This is a genomic window from Nonomuraea sp. NPDC003201 (assembly GCF_053590415.1).
Genome location: NZ_JBSFTC010000218.1, coordinates 1 through 20,147, shown reverse-complemented (window position 1 = coordinate 20,147; position 20,147 = coordinate 1). Strand labels below are relative to the sequence as shown.

The window sequence follows — 20,147 nt, the reverse complement described above, 5'->3', positions numbered from 1 at the left end:
GCCCGTGGCCAGCCCGAGCGGGCGCGACACCCCGCTGATGGGACGCAGCAGCAGCATGATGACGGCCTGGGTGAGCATGTTCTCGATGAACCAGCCGGTGTGGAAGGCGGGCGCCCCCTCCACGCCGAGCACCCAGGTCAGGACGGCGAACGTGACGAGGTCCGCCACGGCGTTCAGGGCCCCGAACCCGACGACGAAGCGCAGGATGGCGCGCGGCCGGAGCCGGAGAGGGCGGCGCAGGACGGCGGGGTCGGCCCGGTCGAAGGCGAGAGCGAGCTGCGCGGCGTCGAAGCACAGGTTCTGCACCAGCACCTGGACGGGCAGCATCGGCAGGAACGGCAGCGCCAGCCCGGCCGCGAGCATCGCGATCACGTTCCCGACGTTGGACGACAGCGCGATGCGCAGGTAGGTGACGATGTTGCCGGTGCTGCGCCGCCCGGCGGCGACCGCGTGGTCGACCGCGGCGAGATCCTTGGCCGCCAGCACGACGTCGGCCGCCTCCCGGGTGACGTCCACCGCGCCCCTCGGGCAGATGCCGACGTCGGCGGCGCGCATGGCGGCCAGGTCGTTGACGCCGTCGCCGAGGAAGCCCACGGTGTGCCCGGAGGCGCGCAGCGCGCGTACGACCCGTGCCTTCTGCTCCGGGGTGCAGCGGGCGACCACCGTCGCCCGGCCGACGGCCTCGGCCAGCTCGGCGTCGGACAGGTCCGCGAGCTCGCCCGCGTTGACCACCGCGCCCACGCTCAGGCCCAGGTCCCGGCAGGTACGGGCGGCGGTCGCCGGATGGTCGCCGGTCAGCACCTTGGGAGTGATCCCGCGGCGGGAGAGCGCCGCCAGGGCCCCGGGCGCCTCCGGCGACGGCTCGTCGGCCAGCGTGACGAAGCCGGCGAAGGAGAGCCCGCGCTCCTCGCCTAGGCGGTGGACGGCAGGGCGGCCGGCCGTGGCGACCGCGAGCACCCGCAGCCCTTCCTCGGCCAGCCGGTCGGCCAGGCGGGCGGCGCGCAGGCGATCCTGCGGGCTGAGCGTGCAACGTTCCAGCACCGGCTCCACAGCGCCCTTGACCACGACGCGGTGCGCGCCGCCGTCGTGCACGAGCGCGCACGAGACGCGGCTCACCGGATCGAACGGCGAGGCGTCCACGCCCTCGACGTCCCCATGGTCGGGCGCGCCGAGCAGGATCGCCTCGTCCAGGGCGTCGGGCACCGGCGGGTCGGCCAGGTGCAGCGTCCAGAAGCTGTTGATCGCGGCCCAGCGCAGCACCTCGGGGTCCGGACCGCCGTCCGGGCCGATGGAGTCCCGGAGCACGGGACGGTCCCGGGTGAGCGTGCCGGTCTTGTCCATGCACAGCACGTCGATCGCGCCCACGTCGTGCAGCGCGGCCAGCCGCTTGACGATCACGCCGCTGCGCGCCAGCAACGCCGATCCCCTGGCCAGGGCGGTGGTCACGACGACGGGCAGCATCTCGGGCGTGAGCCCGACGGCCACCGCCACCGCGAACGGCAACGCCTCCACCCCCCGGCCGCGCAGGACCGCGTTGGCCACCAGCGCCACCGGCGGGATGATCACCATGAGCCGGACCAGCGTCCAGGAGATGCCGTTCACCGAACGGTCGAACGCCGACAACCTGCGCGCCGGCGCGGCGGAGGAGCCCGCGAGCATCGTGTCCGCGCCGGTGGCCGCCACCACCGCCAGCGCGCTCCCCGAGACGACGCTGCTGCCCTGCCGGCACAGGTGGTCGTCACCCTCGGGCAGGTCGAGCGCCCGCTTGGGAACCGGAGCCGACTCCCCGGTCAGCGGCGCCTGGTGCACCGTCAGACCCCTGGCACGCAGCAGCCGGACGTCGGCCGGCACCAGGTCGCCCGGCCCCAGCTTGATCACGTCGCCCGGTACGAGCTGGTCGACCGGGATCTCCCGCTCCCACGGCTCGGCGTCCTCCGACGCACGCCGCCGGACCGTCGCCGTGGTGGCCACCAGCTCCCGCAGCGCCGCGGTCGAGCGGTCGGCCCGGTATTCGCCGTTGGAGCGGAGCACGCAACTGGCCACGACCAGGAGCACGATGACGCCCGCCGTACCCCAGGACGCGATCAGGGCCGACACCACCCCCAGCGCGAGCAGCACCATCGTGAACGGGTCCCGCAGGCTGCGCGCCAGCCGGCGCGGCCAGGACACGGGACGACGACCGGGAAGGACGTTCTCACCGTGGCGGAGCAGCCGGGACTCGGCCTCCGCCTCCACCAGGCCGCGCGGCCCGCTGTCCAGCAGCCGCAGCACCTGCAGCCTGCTCAGGGCCGCGACCTCGTCCCCGGCCGGCCGGGACGGCGTGCTCGGCGCCTCAGGCGCCCAGACCACGGGCCTGTCCCCCCGGGCGGCCCGCCCGCTCGGCAAGGCGTCCCACCAGCACCTGGACCGTGGCGACGATGTCCTGATCGTCGATCAGGTAGACCACCCGGCGCCCCTCGCGCCTCGACCGCACCAGGCCGGCCAGCTTCAGCTTGGCCAGGTGCTGGCTGACCGCGGGAAGCGCGCCGCCCACCCGCTCGGCCAGCCCGGTCACGTCGCATTCGCCCTGCGCCAGCGCCCAGACGATGTGCAGCCGCGGAGGCGACGACAGCAACCCGAAAGCGGCCGCGGCTTCGGCCAGCACGTCGGCGGGCGGGTCGCCGGCCTCCCCCATCGCCACCGTCACTCCTCCTCCGGACATAGCCGCCCAGTCTAGGGCGTCACGGCTTGGCCTGCCCGTCCTCCCGGATACCCGCGCGCAGCCTGGCCGCCTGCTCCTCCAGCCGCCGCGCCTGCTCCTCCAGCGTCGGGCCGGAAGGCGGCGGCTCGGCCGGTTCGTCGTCGTGGAGCTTGCCGGCCTCGGCCTTGAAGATCCGCAGGGACCTGCCGACGGCGCGGGCCGTCTCCGGGAGCTTCTTCGCGCCGAAGAGCAGTACGAAGACCAGGGCGATGATGAGGATTTCAGCCCATCCGAGATCCTGCATGAGGAGTCCTAACGTTGCTCGGATGCGCAAGTATAGGAGTGTCCGGGCGCATCGAAGACGCCACCTGCCGGTCGAGCGCCGCCGCCTCTGGATCGCATGATCACCAGATGGTTGACAGAGATCTGATGACAAGGTCATTCTGTTCGGCGGCCCACCCCCAAAGGGTCCTAAAAAACTCAACAATCGGCAGGCGTGACAATGACGTCAGATGCACCACCCTTGGCATCTGTTCTGCACCTTTACCAGGAGCAGTTGTACGCGGCCCCCGAAAGGGTCGCTGTTTCGGCCGGGCAAGAACACCTCACTTACCGGCAGTTAGATCGCCTGGCGAACGGCATCGCCGCCCAGCTGCGTCATCTCACGATGACCGGACAGCGGTGGGTCGCCGTGCTCGCCGGCCGTTCCATCCGGCTGGTCGCGGGACAGCTCGGCGCGATGAAGGCGGGCGTCGCCTTCGCGCCGATCGACCCGGCCACGCCCGTGGAACGGATCCACGCCATGCTGGCGGGAGCCTCGGCCGTGATCACGGCGCCGGAGTGGAGATCGCTGGTCCCCGACGGCATCCCGGTGATCGACGCCCCCGCCGAGGCGGACGCCTCACCCCTGCCCGACGTCGAGCCCGACAGCCTCGCCTACGTCGTCCACACCTCCGGCTCGACGGGGACGCCCAAGGGCGCGCTCGTCCCCCACCGCGCGCTGGCCAACCTGATCGGGTGGTCCCACGCGACCTTCGGCCTCGGTGGCCGTGCCTCGCTGCTCACCAGCCCCAACTTCGACCCGTCGGTCTGGGAGATCTGGATGTGCCTGACCGCGGGCACCACGATGGTCATCCCCACCGAGGAGATCCGGCTCTCGCTGCCCGCGCTCCGCGACTGGATCGTGGATCAGGAGCTGACCACCTGCTACGCGCCCACTCCCATCGCGGAGGGCCTGCTCGGCCTGTCCTGGCCGGAGGAGACCAAGCTCGCGACGCTGAGCACCGGCGGTGATCGCCTCACCACCTACCCGAGGCCCGGGCTGCCCTTCCGCCTCATCAACCTGTACGGCCCGGCGGAATGCGCCGTCAACGCCATCGCCGGCGAGGTGCCCGTCCACGACGGCCAGAGCCGCCCGCCCGCGCTCGGCACGCCGCTGCCCGGCGTCACCGTCCGCCTCCTGAACGAGGAGATGCGGCCGGTCGACGAAGGCGAGATCCACCTCGGCGGCGTGTGCGTCGGCCTGGGCTACCTCGACCGGCCCGACCTGACCGCCGAGCGATTCGTCCGCGATCGCGACGGGCAGTTGCTCTACCGCACCGGCGACCTGGCCCGCCGCAACCGGGCCGGCGAGATCGAGTTCCTGGGGCGCCTCGACGACCAGGTCAAGATCCGCGGCAACCGGGTGGAGCTCGGCGAGGTCGAGACCGTGCTCGGCCGTCACGAGCGGGTACGGGCCGCCACCACCGCCGTCCGCGGCCACGAGCTGGTCGCCTACGTCGTGGGCACGGCGACCGAGCAGGAGGCCCGCGCCCACCTGCGCAGGTTCCTGCCCGACTACATGATCCCCACGGCCTGGGTCTTCCTGGACGAGCTCCCGCTGACCGGCAACGGCAAGGTGGACCGGGCCGCGCTGCCCGACCCGGTCCGCGCGCCCCGCTCGATCACGCCGCCCGCCACCCCCACGGAGGCGCTGCTCGCCGAGATCTGGCAGGACGTCATGGGCGCCGGGCCGATCGGCGCCGACGACGACTTCCTGGCGCTGGGCGGCCAGTCGCTGCTGGCGATGCGCATCGCCGCCCGCGCCTTCGAGAAGCTGGGCAAGCCGGTCGAGCCCCGGATGCTCTTCGAACATCCCACGCTCGCCGCCCTCGCCCACGCGATCGATGACCTGCCGGAGGGGACGGCCCTGACCGCCGCCGAGGGCGGGCTCACGGCCGCGCAGCGCCGCCTCTGGTTCATCGACCAGGTCGCGCCCGGCTCGCAGTACAACGTGCCCATCCTGTTCGCCCTGGACGGCCCCCTCGACACCGGGCGCCTGGAGAACGCGATCAACGAGATCGTGCGCAGGCATCCGCCCCTGCGCACCCGCTACGAAGAGCGCGACGGCGAGCCGGTGCCCGTGATCGACGAGGCGGCGCCCGTACGGATCAAGGTCATGGACGCCACCCCGCGTGGCGCGCACGCCCTGGCGCTGCACCACGCGCGCGACCCCTTCGACCTGCGCGACGGTCCCGTGCTGCGGGCGCTGCTGCTCCGGCTCGGCGACGACCGGCACCGCCTGCTGGTGACCGTCCACCACATCGCGTTCGACGGCTGGTCGGCCGGGGTCTTCCTGGACGAGCTGGCGCGGCTCTACGCCGGGGAGAGCCTGCCCGCGGCGGCCGGGCCGTACCGGCGCGGGCAGAGCCTGGACGGCCTGCCGTACTGGAGGAAGGTCCTGGACTCGCCGCCCGAGCGGCTGGGGCTGCCCGCGGACGGCCCGGGACCGGCCCCGGGGTCGGCAGGGCTGTCCCGGCGCGGCGGCCGGGTCCGGGCCACGCTGCCGGACGGGCTGCTCGCCGAGCTGGAGTCGCTGGGCAGGCGCGCCCAGGCCAGCCCGTTCATGGTGCTGTTCGCGGCCTTCCAGGCGCTGCTGCACCGCTACAGCGGCCAGGACGACATCGTGACGGGCGTGCCGTTCTCCGGCAGGGAGACGCCGGGCGCGGACTCGATGATCGGCTTCTTCGTGGAGACGCTGCCGATCAGGACCCGTCTGGACGGCGATCCGACCTTCGAGCGGTTGCTGGCACAGGTGCGGGCGACGGTCCTGGCCACGCCTTCCGACGTGCCGCTCGAGGAGATCGTACGAGAGCTGTGCCCCGACGGCCGGCCGCCCTTCGACGTGATGTTCGCGATGCAGGAGCCGGCGGACGCCAGGCGGGGCGACGGGGTGACCTTCCGGATCCTCGAGGAGGTCGAGAACGGCGGCGCCAAGGCCGACCTGGTGCTCTACGCCGAAGGGCGGGAGATGAGCCTGGAGTTCGCCACCGACCTGTTCGAGCGCGCCACCGCGGAGCGGCTGCTGGGCCACTACGTGCGCGTCCTGGAGCAGGTGGCGGCCGACCCGGCGGCGCCGCTTGCCGCGCTGCTCGCCCGCGAGCACGAGCCCCCCGGCCGGGGCCCGGACCAGTGCCTGCACCGGCTCTTCGAGCAGCAGGCCGACCGGACGCCCGACGCGGTCGCCGTCGAGTTCGAGGGCGCCGCCCTCACGTACGCCGAGCTCGACCGGCGGGCCAACAGGCTGGCCCACCTGCTGCGCGGGCTCGGGGTCGGCCCGGAGGTGCCGGTCGCCCTGCACGTACGGCGCTCGCTCGACCTGCCCGTGGCCCTGCTGGGGATCCTGAAGTCGGGCGGCGCGTACGTGCCGCTCGACCCCTCCTACCCCGAGGGACGCCTCACCCAGGTGCTCGGCCGCGTCGACACCCCGGTCCTGGTGACGCACCGGGCGCTGGCCGGCGGCCTGCCGCACGAGCGGCCCGTGCACGTCGACACCGACCTCGACGGACAGCCCGAACACCGGCCGGACAGCGGCGTCACCCCCGACGACCTGGCCTACATCCTGTTCACCTCGGGCTCGACCGGACAGCCCAAGGGCGTGGCGATGCCGCACCGCCCGGTCGCCAACCTCATGGCCTGGCACAGCGGCGCCTACCGGAGCCTGCAGTTCACCGCACTCGGCTTCGACGTCTCGGTGCAGGAGATCTTCAGCACCTGGGCGTACGGCGGGACCCTGATCATGGTCAGCGACGAGGTCCGGCGCGACCCGGCCGCCCTGCTCGACCACATCGCCCGGACCCGCGTGGAGCGGATCTTCCTCCCCTTCGTGGCGCTGCAGTCGCTGGCCGGCGCCGGGGTCGAGCCGCCCGCCACGCTGCGCGAGGTGATCACCGCGGGCGAGCAGCTCCAGGTCACCCCGCAGCTCGAGCGGTTCATCAAACCGTGGATGACGCTGCACAACCAGTACGGGCCGACCGAGGGCGCGATCATCGACATCGCCCACACGCTCACCGGTCCTCCGGCGGACTGGCCCCGGCTGCCGCCCATCGGCAAGCCGGTCACCGGCGTCCAGGCGCTGATCCTGAACCGCCTGGGCCACGAGGTGCCCGACGGCGTCCCCGGCGAGCTGCACCTCGGCGGCGCCTGCCTGGCCAGGGGCTACCACGGCCAGCCCGAGCTGACGCGGGAACGCTTCATCACCTGGCGGGACGGGCGCCGGCTCTACCGGACCGGGGACCTGGCCCGCCGCAACGAGGCCGGGGAGATCGAGTTCCTGGGCCGCGCGGACGACCAGGTCAAGATCCGCGGTTACCGGGTCGAGCCCGGCGAGATCGCCGCGGTGCTGGCCGGGCATCCGGCCGTGCGTGAGGCGTTCGTCATGGCTGTGGAGGGCAGGCTGGTGGCCTACGTGGTCGCCGACGGGACCCCCGAGCTACGTCCCCACCTGGTCGAACGGCTGCCCGAGTACATGGTGCCGAGCACGTTCGTCGCGCTGGACGCCCTGCCGGTGAACCCGTCAGGCAAGGTGGACCGGCACGCCCTGCCGGACCCCGGCCAGGGCGTGCGGACCGTCGCGGCGCCGCTCACCCCGGTGGAGCAGACCATCGCCGCCGTCTGGCAGGAGGTGCTGGGCGGGGCGGTCGGGCGGCACGACGACCTCTTCGAGCTGGGCGGCCACTCGCTCAACGCGACCCGGATCGCCTCCCGGTTGCACGAGGCGCTGGACGTGCGGGTGCCGCTGCGTACGCTCTTCGCCCACCCGACCGTCGCCGAGCTCGCCGCCCAGCTCACGTCGCCGGACGTGGAGGCGGCGGCCGAGCTCTATCTCATGGTCGCCGCGTATTCAGATGACGAGGCCGAGGCTCTGCTGCGGTCGATGGAAGGTGACGAATGAGCCTGTCAGACCAGCAGCGCCAGCTCCTGGAAGCGTTACGCAAGAAGAAGCAGGCGCAGGCCGCGCCGCTCAGGCCCGCCCGGCTGCCGATGTCCTTCACCCAGCTCCGCGCCTGGTACCTGGACCGGATGGCCCCGGGCGCCGCGCACTATCTCATCCCGCTCGCCTTCCGCGTCGAAGGCCCGCTCGACCGCGACGCGCTGCACCGCGCGTTGAACGCGCTGGTGGCCAGGCACGAGAGCCTGCGCACCACGTTCGCCATGGACGAGGACGGCCCGTACCAGATCGTGGCCGGCTCGCTGGAGATCGACCTGGCGGACGCCGCCGACGACACGCCGATGGACCTGACCACCGGCCCGCTCATCCGCGCGCACCTGGAGCGCGAAGGCGCGGACACGCACGTCCTGCACCTCACGCTCCACCACATCGTCGCCGACGCCTGGTCGCTGGACGTGCTGCGCCGGGAGCTGGGCGCGCTCTACGACGGCCGGGAGCTGCCGGAGTTGTCCCGGCAGTACCCCGACTACGCGATCTGGCAGCGGGAGAACGACCACGGCCGGGATCTGGACTTCTGGCGGGAGAGGCTGGCGGGCGCGCCGCCCATCAGCGAGTTGCCGGCGGACCTGCCCCGGCCGGCCGTCCAGACGTACGCGGGCGCCGAGCTGCCCTTCTCCCTCGACCTCCCGCGCGAGGAGTTCAAGGCGTACTGCCGGCGCCTGGGCGCCACCCCCTACATGGTGCTGTTCGCGGCCTATCTGGTGGTGCTCTCCCGGCGCTCGGGCCGGCGGGACCTGGTGGTGGGCACGCCCATCGCCAACCGGGACAGGGTCGAGTTCGAGGGCCTGATCGGGTTCTTCACCAACACCCTGGCCATCCGCGCCGACCTGTCGGGCGACCCGTCGTTCGCCGAGGTGGTCGAGCGGGTCAAGGACGCGGTGCTCGACGCTCACGACCACCAGGGGATGCCCTTCGAGCGGCTGGTGGAGGAGCTCAACCCGGAGCGCCGCCTGGACCGCAGCCCGGTGTTCCAGACGATGTTCAACATGCTGCCCGAGGCCACGGCGGCGCTGGAGCTGGACGGGCTGACGGTCACCCCCGTGGAGATCGCCGAGCACACGGCCAAGTTCGACCTGACCGTGGGCGTCCGCGAGACCCTGGACGGGCTCGTGGAGTACAACACGGACCTGTTCCACGCGGGGACGATCCGCGATCTCGTGGCAGACCTCCGGCGAGTACTCTCAGCGGCCATGGCCGGGGACGAGGCGCCCGGGGAGATGCCACGTCACCAGATCTCCCAGCTCGTCACCCGGGCCTGGCGCGAGGCGCTGGGCAGCGACGCCTTCGGCCCCGACGACAACTTCTTCGACGTGGGCGGCCACTCGCTGCTGGTCCTGCAGGTGCACGAGCGGCTGCGCAAGCGGTTCAGCCTGACGGTCACCGACCTGTTCAGGTACCCGACGATCGCCTCGCTGACGGCCTACCTGAGCCCTGACGCGCCGCCGCCCGCGGCGGTCGCGAGCACCGCGCCCGCCGGCGGCGCGCTCGCCATCGTCGGCATGGCCTGCCGCTTCCCCGGCGCCAACGGGCCGGAGGAGTTCTGGGCGGCGATCCGCGACGGCGTCGAAGCCGTACAGGACTTCACCGACGAGGAGCTGCTCGCCGACGGCGAGGACCCCGACCTGCTGGCGGACCCCGCCTACGTCAGGTCGGGGACGGTGCTGGACGGCATCGACCTGTTCGACGCCACGCTGTTCGAGTTCACGCCGCGTGAGGCCGAGATCCTGGACCCGCAGCAGCGCCTGTTCCTGGAGACCGCCTGGGAGGCGCTGGAGGACGCGGGCTGCGACCCCGCCCGCCACCCGGGGCGCATCGGCGTCTTCGCCGGTTCGGCGATGAGCAGCTACTACATCGAGAACCTGCTGGCCGCGCCCGACGTGCTCAGGGCCGTGGGCGAGTACCAGGTCATGCTCGGCAACGACAAGGACTCCCTGCCGACCAGGACCTCGTACAAGCTCGACCTGCGCGGGCCGAGCGTCAGCGTCAACAGCGCCTGCTCCACCTCGCTGGTCGCGCTCCACCTGGCCAGGCAGAGCCTGATCGCGGGCGACTGCGACCTCGCGCTGGCCGGGGCGGTGCGGGTCAACGCCTGGAGCCGCCGCGGCTACCTCTACCAGAGCGGCGGCATCGGCTCCCCGGACGGCCACTGCCGGCCCTTCGACGCCGAGGCCCAGGGCACGATCGGCGCCAGCGGCGTGGGCATCGTCGTGCTGAAGCGGCTGGAGGACGCCCTCGCCGCGGGCGATCCCATCCACGCCGTCGTACGCGGCTCCGCGGTCAACAACGACGGCACCAGGAAGATCGGCTACACCGCGCCGGCCGTGGACGGGCAGGCCGAGGTCATCACCGCGGCGCTGGCCTCGGCCGGCGTGGACCCCGGCACGATCGGCTACGTCGAGGCGCACGGCACGGGCACCGCGCTCGGCGATCCCATCGAGGTCGCGGCGCTCTCCCAGGTCTTCACCGGGGATCGGCCGATCGCGCTGGGCTCGGTCAAGTCCAACATCGGCCACGCCGACGCCGCCGCCGGGATGGCCGGGCTGATCAAGACCGTGCTGGCGCTCAAGCACCGTACGCTGCCGCCCACGGTCAACTTCGCGACCCCCAACCCGCGCATCGACTTCAGCCCGTTCTACGTGCCCACCGCCGGCGCGGAATGGCCGCAGGGCCAGGGGCCGCGCAGGGCGGGTGTCAGCGCGTTCGGGATGGGCGGCACCAACGCCCACGTGGTGCTGGAGGAGGCGCCCGAACAGCCCGCCGCCCCGCCGGAGGCCGGCCCGCACCTGCTCGTCATGTCGGCCGCCGGCGACTCGGCGCTGGCGGAGACCGCCACGCGGCTGCGCGCCCACCTGGCCGCGCATCCGGACGCGGACCTGGGCGAGGTCGCCGCCACCCTCCGGCACGGCCGCCGCCAGCTGCGGCACCGCGGCATCCTGGTCGCCGAGGACCACCGGTCGGCGCAGGACGCCGAGCTCGTCGCGGGCGAGTCGCGCCCGCGCGAGATCGCCTTCCTCTTCCCCGGCCAGGGCGCGCAACGCCGCGGGATGGGCGCGGGCCTGTATCGATCGGAGAGCGTCTTCCGCGCCACCGTCGACGCCTGCTCCGGCGTCCTCGAGCCGCACCTCGGCCTCGACCTGCGCGAGGTCCTGTACGGCGAGGCCGGCGATCTCGACCAGACCTGGCTCACCCAGCCCGCGCTCTTCGTCACCGAGTACGCGCTCGCCCGCGCACTGATCGAGCGCGGGGTCCGCCCGGCGATGATGGCCGGGCACAGCATCGGCGAGTACGTCGCCGCCTGCCTGGCCGGGGTCTTCACCCTGGAGGACGCGCTGCGCCTGGTCGCCGCCCGCGGCCGCCTGGTGCAGAGCCTGCCCTCCGGCTCGATGCTGGCCGTGCCGCTGCCCGAGTCCGAGGTAAGCGACCTGCTCGGCGAGGACATCTCGCTGGCCGCGGTCAACGCCCCCCAACTGTGCGTCCTGGCCGGCCCCGAGCAGGCCGTCACCGAGCTGGAGCGGCGGCTGGCGGGGCAGGGTGTCGCCTGCCGCCCGCTACGCACCTCCCACGCCTTCCACTCCGCCATGCTGGATCCGGTGCTCGACGCCTTCGCCGCCGAGGTCTCCTCGGTGCAGCTGGGGGCACCGGACCTGCCGTACCTGTCCAACGTCACGGGCGGCTGGGTGTCCGGCGCCGAGACCAAGGACCCCGCCTACTGGGTGCGCCACCTGCGGGAGACCGTGCGGTTCGCCGACTGCGCCGGCGCCCTGGTGGCCGCCGACGCCGCGGTGATCGAGGCGGGGCCGGGCCGTACGCTGACCACCCTGGTCCGCCGCCAGGGAGGCCAGGCGGCGGTCGCCCCGTTCACCGAGCCGGACAGCGGGCAGTCCGCCCTGCTGGAGGGCATCGGACGGCTGTGGGTGAGCGGCGCCGGCATCGACTGGACGGCGTTCGGCCCGCCGGGCAGGCGGGTGCCGCTGCCCACGTACCCGTTCGAGCGGCGGCGCTACTGGATCGGGCCGCGCGCCCGGCGCTTCGAGATCGCGGCGGCGTCTTCGGCGCCGCTGACGGCGGCGGAGCCGGTGGCGCAGGCCCGGGCGGTCCAGGAGCTCGACGCGGTCGCCGCCGCCTGGCAGGACGTGCTCGGCATCGTGCCCGCCGGCCCGCAGGACGACTTCTTCGGCCTGGGCGGCGACTCCCTCGTGGCCACCCAGCTCGCCTCCCGCCTCGGCCTGCCGATCGAGGCGATCTTCGAGCACCCGACGCTGGCCGGCCAGCGGGCGCTCATCGCCCCGGCGGTGGTCCCGGCCGTCGCTTCGGTGGTGGCCCGCGAGGTGATCCCCGTCGTCGAGGATCCCGGCCCCGCGCCGGTCTCGTTCATCCAGCGGCGCATGTGGTTCATCGACCAGGTGCACGGCTCGGCCGCGTACGCCGTGGCCACGGCGCTGGACCTGCGGGGCGAGCTGGACGTGGAGCGGCTGCACGGCGCCCTGCGCGAGCTGGTGCGGCGGCACGAGTCGCTGCGGACCGTCTTCCGCGCCCCGGACGGCGAACCGGTGCAGGTGGTGCTGCCCGCAGGGGAGGTGCCGCTGCCGGTCGAGGACTGCGACGACGCCGAACGGGCGCTGAGCGAGGCCGCGGCCGAACCGTTCGACCTGGCGCACGGCCCGCTGTTCCGGGCCCGGCTGCTGCGGCTCGCCCCGGATCACCACGTCCTGTCGCTCGGCTTCCACCACATCGTCGTGGACGGCTGGTCGATCACCCTGCTGCGGACCGAGCTGGTCGCGCTCTACAACGGCGAGACGCTCCCCGAGCAGCCGGTCAGGTACCGCGACTACGCTCGCTGGCAGCGGGAGCAGGTCGCCGATCTCGGCTTCTGGAAGGAGCGGCTGCGCGGCATCCCGCACAGCCTGGACCTGCCCACGGACCGGCCGCGCCCGCCGATGCAGACCTTCGAGGGTGCGGTCGCCACCCACGCACTGCCTGCGGAGCTGGCCGGGGGCCTGCGGAAGCTGAGCCAGGAGCGCGGCGCCACCCTCTACATGACGCTGCTGGCCGCGCTCCACACGCTGCTGTACCGCTACAGCGGCCAGGAGGACATCTGCGTCGGCTCGCCGGTGGCCGGGCGCACCCGCCCCGAGTTCGAGGGCATCGCGGGCTGCTTCATCAACACCCTCGTCATGCGGGCCGCGATGGACGGCTCGATGCCGTACACGCGGCTCCTGGCGCAGGTGCGCGAGTACGCCCTGGGCGCGTACGCGCATCAGGACGTGCCGTTCGAGCAGTTGGTGGAGGAGCTCAACCCGCCCAGGGACCTGTCGCGCAACCCGCTCTTCCAGGTGCTGTTCAACCTGCTCAACCTGCCCCAGAGCGACCTGGACATGAACGGGACGGCCGTGCGGGAGCTGGCCGTGGAGACCGGCACCGCCCAGGTGGACCTGGTGCTCTACGTCTACGAGCAGGGCGACGACCTGCTGTGCCGGCTGGAGTACAACACCGCGCTCTACGACGCCGGCACCGCCGGGCGGCTGCTGCGGCACTACGAGACCCTGCTCTCCGCGATCGCCGCCGCGCCCGGGACCGCGCTGTCCGGCCTGGACTTCCTCACCGGCGAGGAGCTGGAGGAGCAGCTGGCCTGCCAGGACGTCGAGGTGCCCGACCTGTGCATCCACGAGCTGGTGGAGGCCCAGGCCGACCGGACGCCCGACGCCGTGGCCGTCACCTTCGAGGGCGTCTCGCTGACGTACCGGGAGCTGGACGAGCGGGCCAACCGGGTCGCCCGGCGCCTGCGGGCGGCGGGGACGGGGCCCGAGACGCTGGTGGGCGTCGCGCTGGAGCGGTCGGCCACGATGCTGGTCAGCCTGCTCGGCGTGCTGAAGGCGGGTGGCGCGTACGTGCCGCTCGACCCGATGTACCCGCAGGAGCGCCAGGACTACATCCTGGACCACTCCGGCATCGGCGTCCTGGTCACCGAGCGCGAGCTGGCCGGGCGCTACGCCGGCTACCAGGGCGAGCTGATCCTCGCCGACGACGGCTTCCCGGAGGAGAGCCCGGAACGGCTGCCCGCACTGGCCACCCGGCAGAACCCCTGCTACGTCCTGTACACCTCGGGTTCCACCGGGCGGCCCAAGGGCGTGCGCGTCCAGCACTCCTCGGTGGTCAACTTCCTCACCTCGATGAGCCGCGAGCCCGGCCTGACCGGCCAGGACACACTCCTGGCCGTCACGACGTCCGCGTTCGACATCTCGGTGCTGGAGCTGTTCCTGCCGCTCACGGTCGGCGCACGCGTGCTGATCGCGAGCCGCGAGGCGGCCTACGACCCGGTGAGCCTGGCCGCCCTGCTGGAGGACGCGACGGTCATGCAGGCCACCCCGGCCACCTGGCGGCTGCTGCTGTCGGCGGGTTGGGAGGGCAAGCCGGGGCTGAAGGCGCTGTGCGGCGGCGAGGCGCTGCCCGCCGACCTGGCCACCGGCCTGCGCGGGCGCGTGGCCGAGCTGTGGAACATGTACGGGCCGACCGAGACCACGATCTGGTCCACCCTCACCCGCGTCACCGACGGGCCGATCACGATCGGCCACCCGATCGCCAACACCCGGATCCACCTGCTCGACACCGCGATGCAGCTGGTTCCCACCGGCGTGGTCGGCGAGCTCTACATCGGCGGGGCGGGCCTGGCCCGCGACTACCTCCACCAACCCGAGCTGACGGCCGAACGCTTCGTCACCTGGCAGGACGGCAGCCGGCTGTACCGGACCGGTGACCTGGCCCGCCGCCGGACCGACGGCTCGATCGAGTTCCTCGGCCGGGCGGACGGGCAGGTGAAGGTCCGCGGCTACCGGATCGAACTGGGCGAGATCGAGTCGCTCCTGCTGGCACATCCCGCGGTCCGTGAGGCGGCCGTGGTGGTGCGCGGCTCGGACGAGGACAAGAGCATCGCCGCCTACCTGGCCGCCGATTCCGACCATGACTGGCGCGAATACCTGCGGCGCAAGCTGCCCGACTACATGATCCCGTCGGCGTTCGTGCCGCTGGAGGCGCTGCCGCTCACCCCCAACGGCAAGGTGGACCGCAAGGCGTTGCCCGAGCCGGTGGGCCAGGCACGCGCCGAGGGCGCGGCGGCGCGGACTCCGGCCGAGGTCAAGCTGGTCGAGCTCTGGTCGCAGATCCTGGGCGTGAAGGGGATCGGGATCGACGACGACTTCTTCGCGCTGGGCGGCGACTCCTTCAAGGCCGTGCGCGCCGTACGGGACTCGGGGATCCAGGCGACCGTGCTGGACCTCTTCAAGAACCCCACGATCCGAGCGTTCGCCACGCTCGACGGCTCATCGCACGACATCGGCCTCCTGCACGAACTGACGCCTCCGCGTCCGGCGGCCTCGCTGACCCTGGTCTGCGTGCCGTTCGCGGGCGCCGGCGCGATCACGTACCAGCCGCTGGCCGCGGCCCTGCCCGAGCACATCACCATGCTCGCGCTGGAGCCGCCCGGCCACGACACCGGCAACCCCGGCGAACCCATGCTGCCCTTCCACGAGCTCGTCGAGGGCTGCGTCAAGGAGATCAAGGAGAAGGTCGACGGGCCGCTCGCGCTCTACGGCCACTGCATGGGCGGCGCGCTCACCGTCGAACTGGCCCGCAGGCTGGAGGAGGAGGGCGTCGAGCCGGAGAAGGTGGTGATCGGCGGGCACTTCCCGGCGCCCCGCCTGCCGGGCAAGGCCTTCGCCTGGTTCCGCAGGACCTTCCCGATGGAGCGGTGGACCTCCAAGCGGCAGGCACTGGAGTTCCTGCGGGCCATGGGCTTCTTCACCGAGGCGCTGGACCCTCAGGAGCGCGACTTCATCATGGGCGTCTTCCTCCACGACACTCAGGAGGGCGAGGACTACTACACCGAGCTCTACCAGGCGCCCATCAAGAAGCTGTCGGCGCCGCTGGTGTGCGTGGTCGGCGAGAACGACCGCGCCACCGAGCTGCACGAGGAGCGTTTCCGCGAGTGGGAGGCCTTCTCCGACTCGGTGTCGCTGGAGGTCATCCCCAAGGCCGGGCACTACTTCCAGAAGCACCAGGCGACCGAGCTGGCCGGGATCCTCGGCGGCGACGACCGAGCGGCGGCTCCGCTGCCGCCCCGTTACCAGCAGGCCAGCCTGAAGACGTTCTCCCTGGTGGCCTTCGGCCAGCTGGTGTCGCTGATCGGCACCGGGCTGACCACGTTCGGCCTGGGCCTGTGGGCCTACCAGCAGACCCGGTCGGTCTCGATGTTCGCCCTCGTCTCGGTCATGGCCCTGCTGCCCGCCGTCGTGCTGGCGCCGATCGCCGGCGCGGTGGCGGACCGCTTCAACCGCAGGCTCGTCATGATCACCGCAGACTCGGCGGCGGGGTGCGCCTCCGTCTCGCTGGCCGCCCTGCTCTGGACCGGCGGGCTCCAACTCTGGCACGTCTACCTCATCGTCGCCGTCGGCGCGGTGTCGACGGCCTTCCACCAGCCCGCCTACATGGCGGCCGTGGCCCAGCTGGTGCCCAAACGCTATTACGGCAGGGCCAACGGCCTGACCCAGCTGGGGCAGGCGGCGGGAACCGTGCTGGCGCCGCTGCTCGGCGGTGCGCTCGTGGCCGCCGTCGGGCTGAGCGGCATCATCCTGATCGACCTGTCCACCTTCGCCTTCGCGGTCGTCGTGACCTTGGCGGTCCGGTTCCCGGACACGCTGTTCAAGAAGCGGGAGGAGCCGTTCTGGCAGGAGGTGACCGGCGGCTGGCGCTACATCAGCCGCAGGCACGGGCTGCTGGCGATCATCCTGTTCACGGCGTTCCTGAACTTCCCGTTCGCGATGGTCGAGGTCCTGTCCACGCCGCTGCTGCTCAGCCTCACCGACACCCGCGGCCTGGGCGTGGCGCTCTCGATGACCGGCATCGGGCTCCTGCTGGGCAGCCTGATCATGACGGTGACCGGCGGCCTGGCTCGGCGCACCAACGGCATCCTCGGCTCCTTCATGGCGCTGGGGGTCGCGTTCGCCGTCATCGGGATCGCGCCCCACCCGGCGCTGCCCGCGATCGGGCTCTTCCTCATCGGGCTGCTCACCGCGTTCCTGAACGCGCACTGGTTCTCCATCGTGCAGCAGAAGGTCGGGCTCGACCTGCAGGGCCGGGTCATCGCCACCAACCTGATGCTCAGCTGGGCGCTGGTCCCGGTCGGGTTCCTGCTGGCCGGACCGCTGGTGGAGCAGGTCTTCAACCCCATCGCCGGCTCCGCGCACGGCCGGGGGATCGCCCTGCTCACCATCGTGGCGGGCGCGGTGACCGTCCTGATCGGGCTGGCGGCCTTCCGCTACCGGCCGGTCCGCTTCCTGGAGGACGAGCTGCCCGACGCGACCCCCGACGCGGTGGCCATCTCCGACAAGAACCTGATCCAGCGGGAGGCCGACAGACAGCTCGTCGCGTGACCCCTCCTCTCCCCCGGTACGGCGTGTGCCGGGGGAGCCGGCCGCCTGACCGCGGTCAGCTCGGCGCCGGAAGCTCGACCAGGCCCGTGAACTCGGGACTGGGCCGGACCTTGATCTCCCGCCACAGCAGCTCCGTGAACGCGCGCACGGCGCGGACCGCCTCGACCAGGTTGCCCTCGGCGAGGTGGATGCGGACGACCAGGCGCTGGGAGCTCTCGCGCAGCGGTTCGTACTCGACGGCGACCAGCGCGAGGTCCAGCGCCCGGCCGTAGGCGCCCTGGGCGAGCTGCCGTTCGGCCATGGCCTCCAGGGTGTGCAACTGGAGCTGACGGACGCGCTCGCGGACGGCGACGACCCACTCGTCGTACCAGCCGGGCAGCAGCACGCCGCGCGGCGGCACCCACGAGCCGTCGTCCTCGGCCTGCGCCGGTCGCCGCACGTGCAGCCGCCGGCTCAGCGCCTGCAGCTCGTCGACGTCGACTGAGACCCGCGGGTCCAGCCGCATGGCCGGGCCGCCCGTGACGATCAGCCCCGGGCAGGCCCGGCCGGCCCGCCAGAGGGTGGTGCGGAGGTCGGCCTGCGCGCGGGCCTCGCTGGAGTCGGGCCACAGGCTGCCTGCGGCGAAGTCACGGGTCGCGGTGCCGTGCAGGCCGAGAAAGGCGACCAGCCGCCGAGCGCTGTGCGGGAGCTCGCCCCACCGTGCACCGCCCGTTTCAGCGCATGCCGACACCTCGAAGGTGCCCAGCAGACGCAGGCTCACCGACCCCTCCGGCCGTGCATCGTACGCCGCGACAGCAGAAGTGCTGTCCATCGGGCGCCCCTCCTCTGCACGAACAGATCCCCCTGGGTTTTATGTTGTCCGCAGATGATCTGTCAATAGGGCGCTACCGTCTGTGAATGAAGTGGTCATGAGCTGGGCTTTTGAGCTACACTCCGGCGCTCGATAAAATCACGTTGAAACTGCTGAAAATCCCATTCGCCGTTATTCCGAGCGATATCGAAAAGCACGTGGCTCAGCCGTATTTGGTCAGTTCCGGGTGGCGGCGCAGCGCCTCGTAGGTCTTGCGGTCGGGGGCGTAGGCGTCGGCGCGCGACCCGTCCTCGCCACGTTCGCGGAAGACCTCGCGAAGCCGGTCGACCAGCGGGTCCCACTGCGTGTAGACCGGCTTGAGCTTGTTGAGCGCCTGGATGACGGAGATGACGTCCGGACCCCGGTACCACGGCGGATGCTCGAGCTCCTTGCGCACCTCGGCGAAGACCGCCCTCTCCTGGTCGCGCAGCGTCAGCATGGCGGGGATCAGGCTCCGGAGCTTGGCGTTGCGCTCCTCCACCGCTTCGGCGTCAGGAGCGGGCGCGGGCGGAGGGCCTATCGTTTCCTTCTGTACGGGCGCAGCCGCCGGCTTCAGCTTGCGCAGCTCGGCGCGGATCTCCGTCTGCCTGTCGCCGATCCTGCGCAGCATCTCGGCCACCGCCGCCACGTCGGTGAACTGCTCGGAGGCGGCCGTGATGGCTCGGGCGGCCTTGTCGAGCCTGAGGTTGTCGGCCTTCAGGCCCGCCTGGGCCTCCTCGAAGGCCCCGGCCGCGGCGCGGGCCTTGAGCTGGGCGACCCGGTCGCCCACCACGATCGTCTCGAACGCCTCCCGCTCCTTGGCCAGCTCGGCCGGCCAGTCGTAGCGCACGCCGCCCTCGGCCTGGCCCTGCGGCCGGACCACCGCCTGCACGGCGTCGGACGCGCCGTCGTTGTGGCTCGCGTACTCGGCGAGCGCGCGGCTCATCTCCTCCCTGTCCCCGCCGCCGGCGGCGATCCTGCGGCCGAGGCGCTGCCAGTCCTGGAAGCTCGCGATCCGGCCGCGGAAGGCGTGGTTCCACCTGCCGGGTTCCCGGGAGATCGACGCGATGGTCGCGAAGTCGTCGTCCGACAGCTTCATCCCGATCGCCTCGGTGCGGGACTGCAGCAGCTTGCTGCCGCCGGTGGCCAGTTTGAGCGAGCTGGCGACGGGCGACTGGTCGGCGGCGGAGGCCAGCGCGCGGGCCGAGGCCCCCAGGTCGGTCTCCGAGGTCGTGGTGCTGACGTCACCCGTGGCCTTGTTGCCAGGACCGACGGCGGCGGTGACGGCCTGCTCGGTCCGGTACTCGAGCTGCGGGCCCGAGGCCACTCCGGCCGTGAGCGCGCCGCCCGTCGCCCCCGAGAACAGCTTGTGCGTGCCCGTCTCGTCGACGACCGTCTTCTCGGCGAAGGAGTGGGTGGTCGAGATCGACGCCTCCAGCCGCGCGACGCCCACCTTGGGGGTCAGCGTGGTCGACCAGCCGGTGCCGGACTCCGTACCGGCCACCCGGGTGGGGTCGGCGGCGGCCAGGGCGGTCAGTTCGGCCGCGCCGTCGACCGCGAGGATCCGGTCGAACCTGGTCTGGTAGTCCGGGTCGCCGGGGTTCAGGCGGAAGGTGACCGCCCTGGCCTCCGACGTCGTCCTGCCGTAGCTGAGGCCGGCGCTCACGGCTCCCGACGAGCCGGACGCGCCGATGGACTTCGCGGTCTCCGACACCACCTCGACCGTGACGAGCACGGCCCCGCCCCTGCGCGCCACCGTGCGCTTGAGCGACCTGCTCCTGCTGTAGGAGACCTCGGCGCCGACCGGCGATCTGCCCGCGCCGGTCACGCCGAGCGAGCCGCCGACGCCCTTCCTGGCCTCCAGGCTCGCCTGGTCGCCCTCGCCGAGCTTGGCCGCCTCGGCGGCCGACAGCGGGGCCGCCAGGGTGGTGAGCAGCTGCCGCG

7 protein-coding genes are annotated in these 20,147 nt (G+C 72.7%); 2 read left to right on the top strand and 5 right to left on the bottom strand.

Annotation, left to right across the window (positions count from 1 at the left end):
- The 3 genes from mgtA to tatA form a co-directional block, all read right to left on the bottom strand.
- Nucleotides 1-2,349, bottom strand: a 2,349-nt coding sequence (gene mgtA, locus ACWDX9_RS44425) for a magnesium-translocating P-type ATPase (RefSeq protein ID WP_449965872.1), incomplete at its 3' end; no start/stop codon positions are given.
- Nucleotides 2,333-2,701, bottom strand: coding sequence for an ArsR/SmtB family transcription factor (locus ACWDX9_RS44420; RefSeq protein WP_364248697.1), 369 nt, complete (start codon nt 2,699-2,701; stop codon nt 2,333-2,335). The genes ACWDX9_RS44420 and mgtA, both read right to left, overlap by 17 nt.
- A gap of 19 nt (nt 2,702-2,720) precedes the next feature.
- Nucleotides 2,721-2,984: a Sec-independent protein translocase subunit TatA gene (gene tatA, locus ACWDX9_RS44415; RefSeq protein ID WP_350727543.1), complete on the bottom strand. Its 264-nt coding sequence runs from the start codon at nt 2,982-2,984 to the stop codon at nt 2,721-2,723.
- Nucleotides 2,985-3,182: 198 nt separating this feature from the next.
- On the opposite strand from tatA, the gene ACWDX9_RS44410 reads away from it, so the two are divergent.
- Together ACWDX9_RS44410 and ACWDX9_RS44405 are read left to right on the top strand one after the other, a co-directional pair.
- Entirely contained in the window at nt 3,183-7,892 is a 4,710-nt protein-coding gene (locus ACWDX9_RS44410) for an amino acid adenylation domain-containing protein (protein WP_449965868.1), read from the top strand.
- Entirely contained in the window at nt 7,889-17,374 is a 9,486-nt protein-coding gene (locus ACWDX9_RS44405) for an amino acid adenylation domain-containing protein (protein ID WP_449965866.1), read from the top strand. Before ACWDX9_RS44410 ends, ACWDX9_RS44405 begins: the two co-directional genes overlap by 4 nt.
- Nucleotides 17,375-17,429: 55 nt before the next feature.
- Here the strand turns inward: ACWDX9_RS44405 and ACWDX9_RS44400 are convergent, their stop codons facing one another.
- Nucleotides 17,430-18,134: an AfsR/SARP family transcriptional regulator gene (locus tag ACWDX9_RS44400; RefSeq protein WP_449965864.1), complete on the bottom strand. Its 705-nt coding sequence runs from the start codon at nt 18,132-18,134 to the stop codon at nt 17,430-17,432.
- A 253-nt stretch (nt 18,135-18,387) separates the two neighbouring features.
- Nucleotides 18,388-20,147 (bottom strand): hypothetical protein (locus ACWDX9_RS44395; protein WP_449965862.1); only part of this gene is annotated, 1,760 nt, incomplete at its 5' end.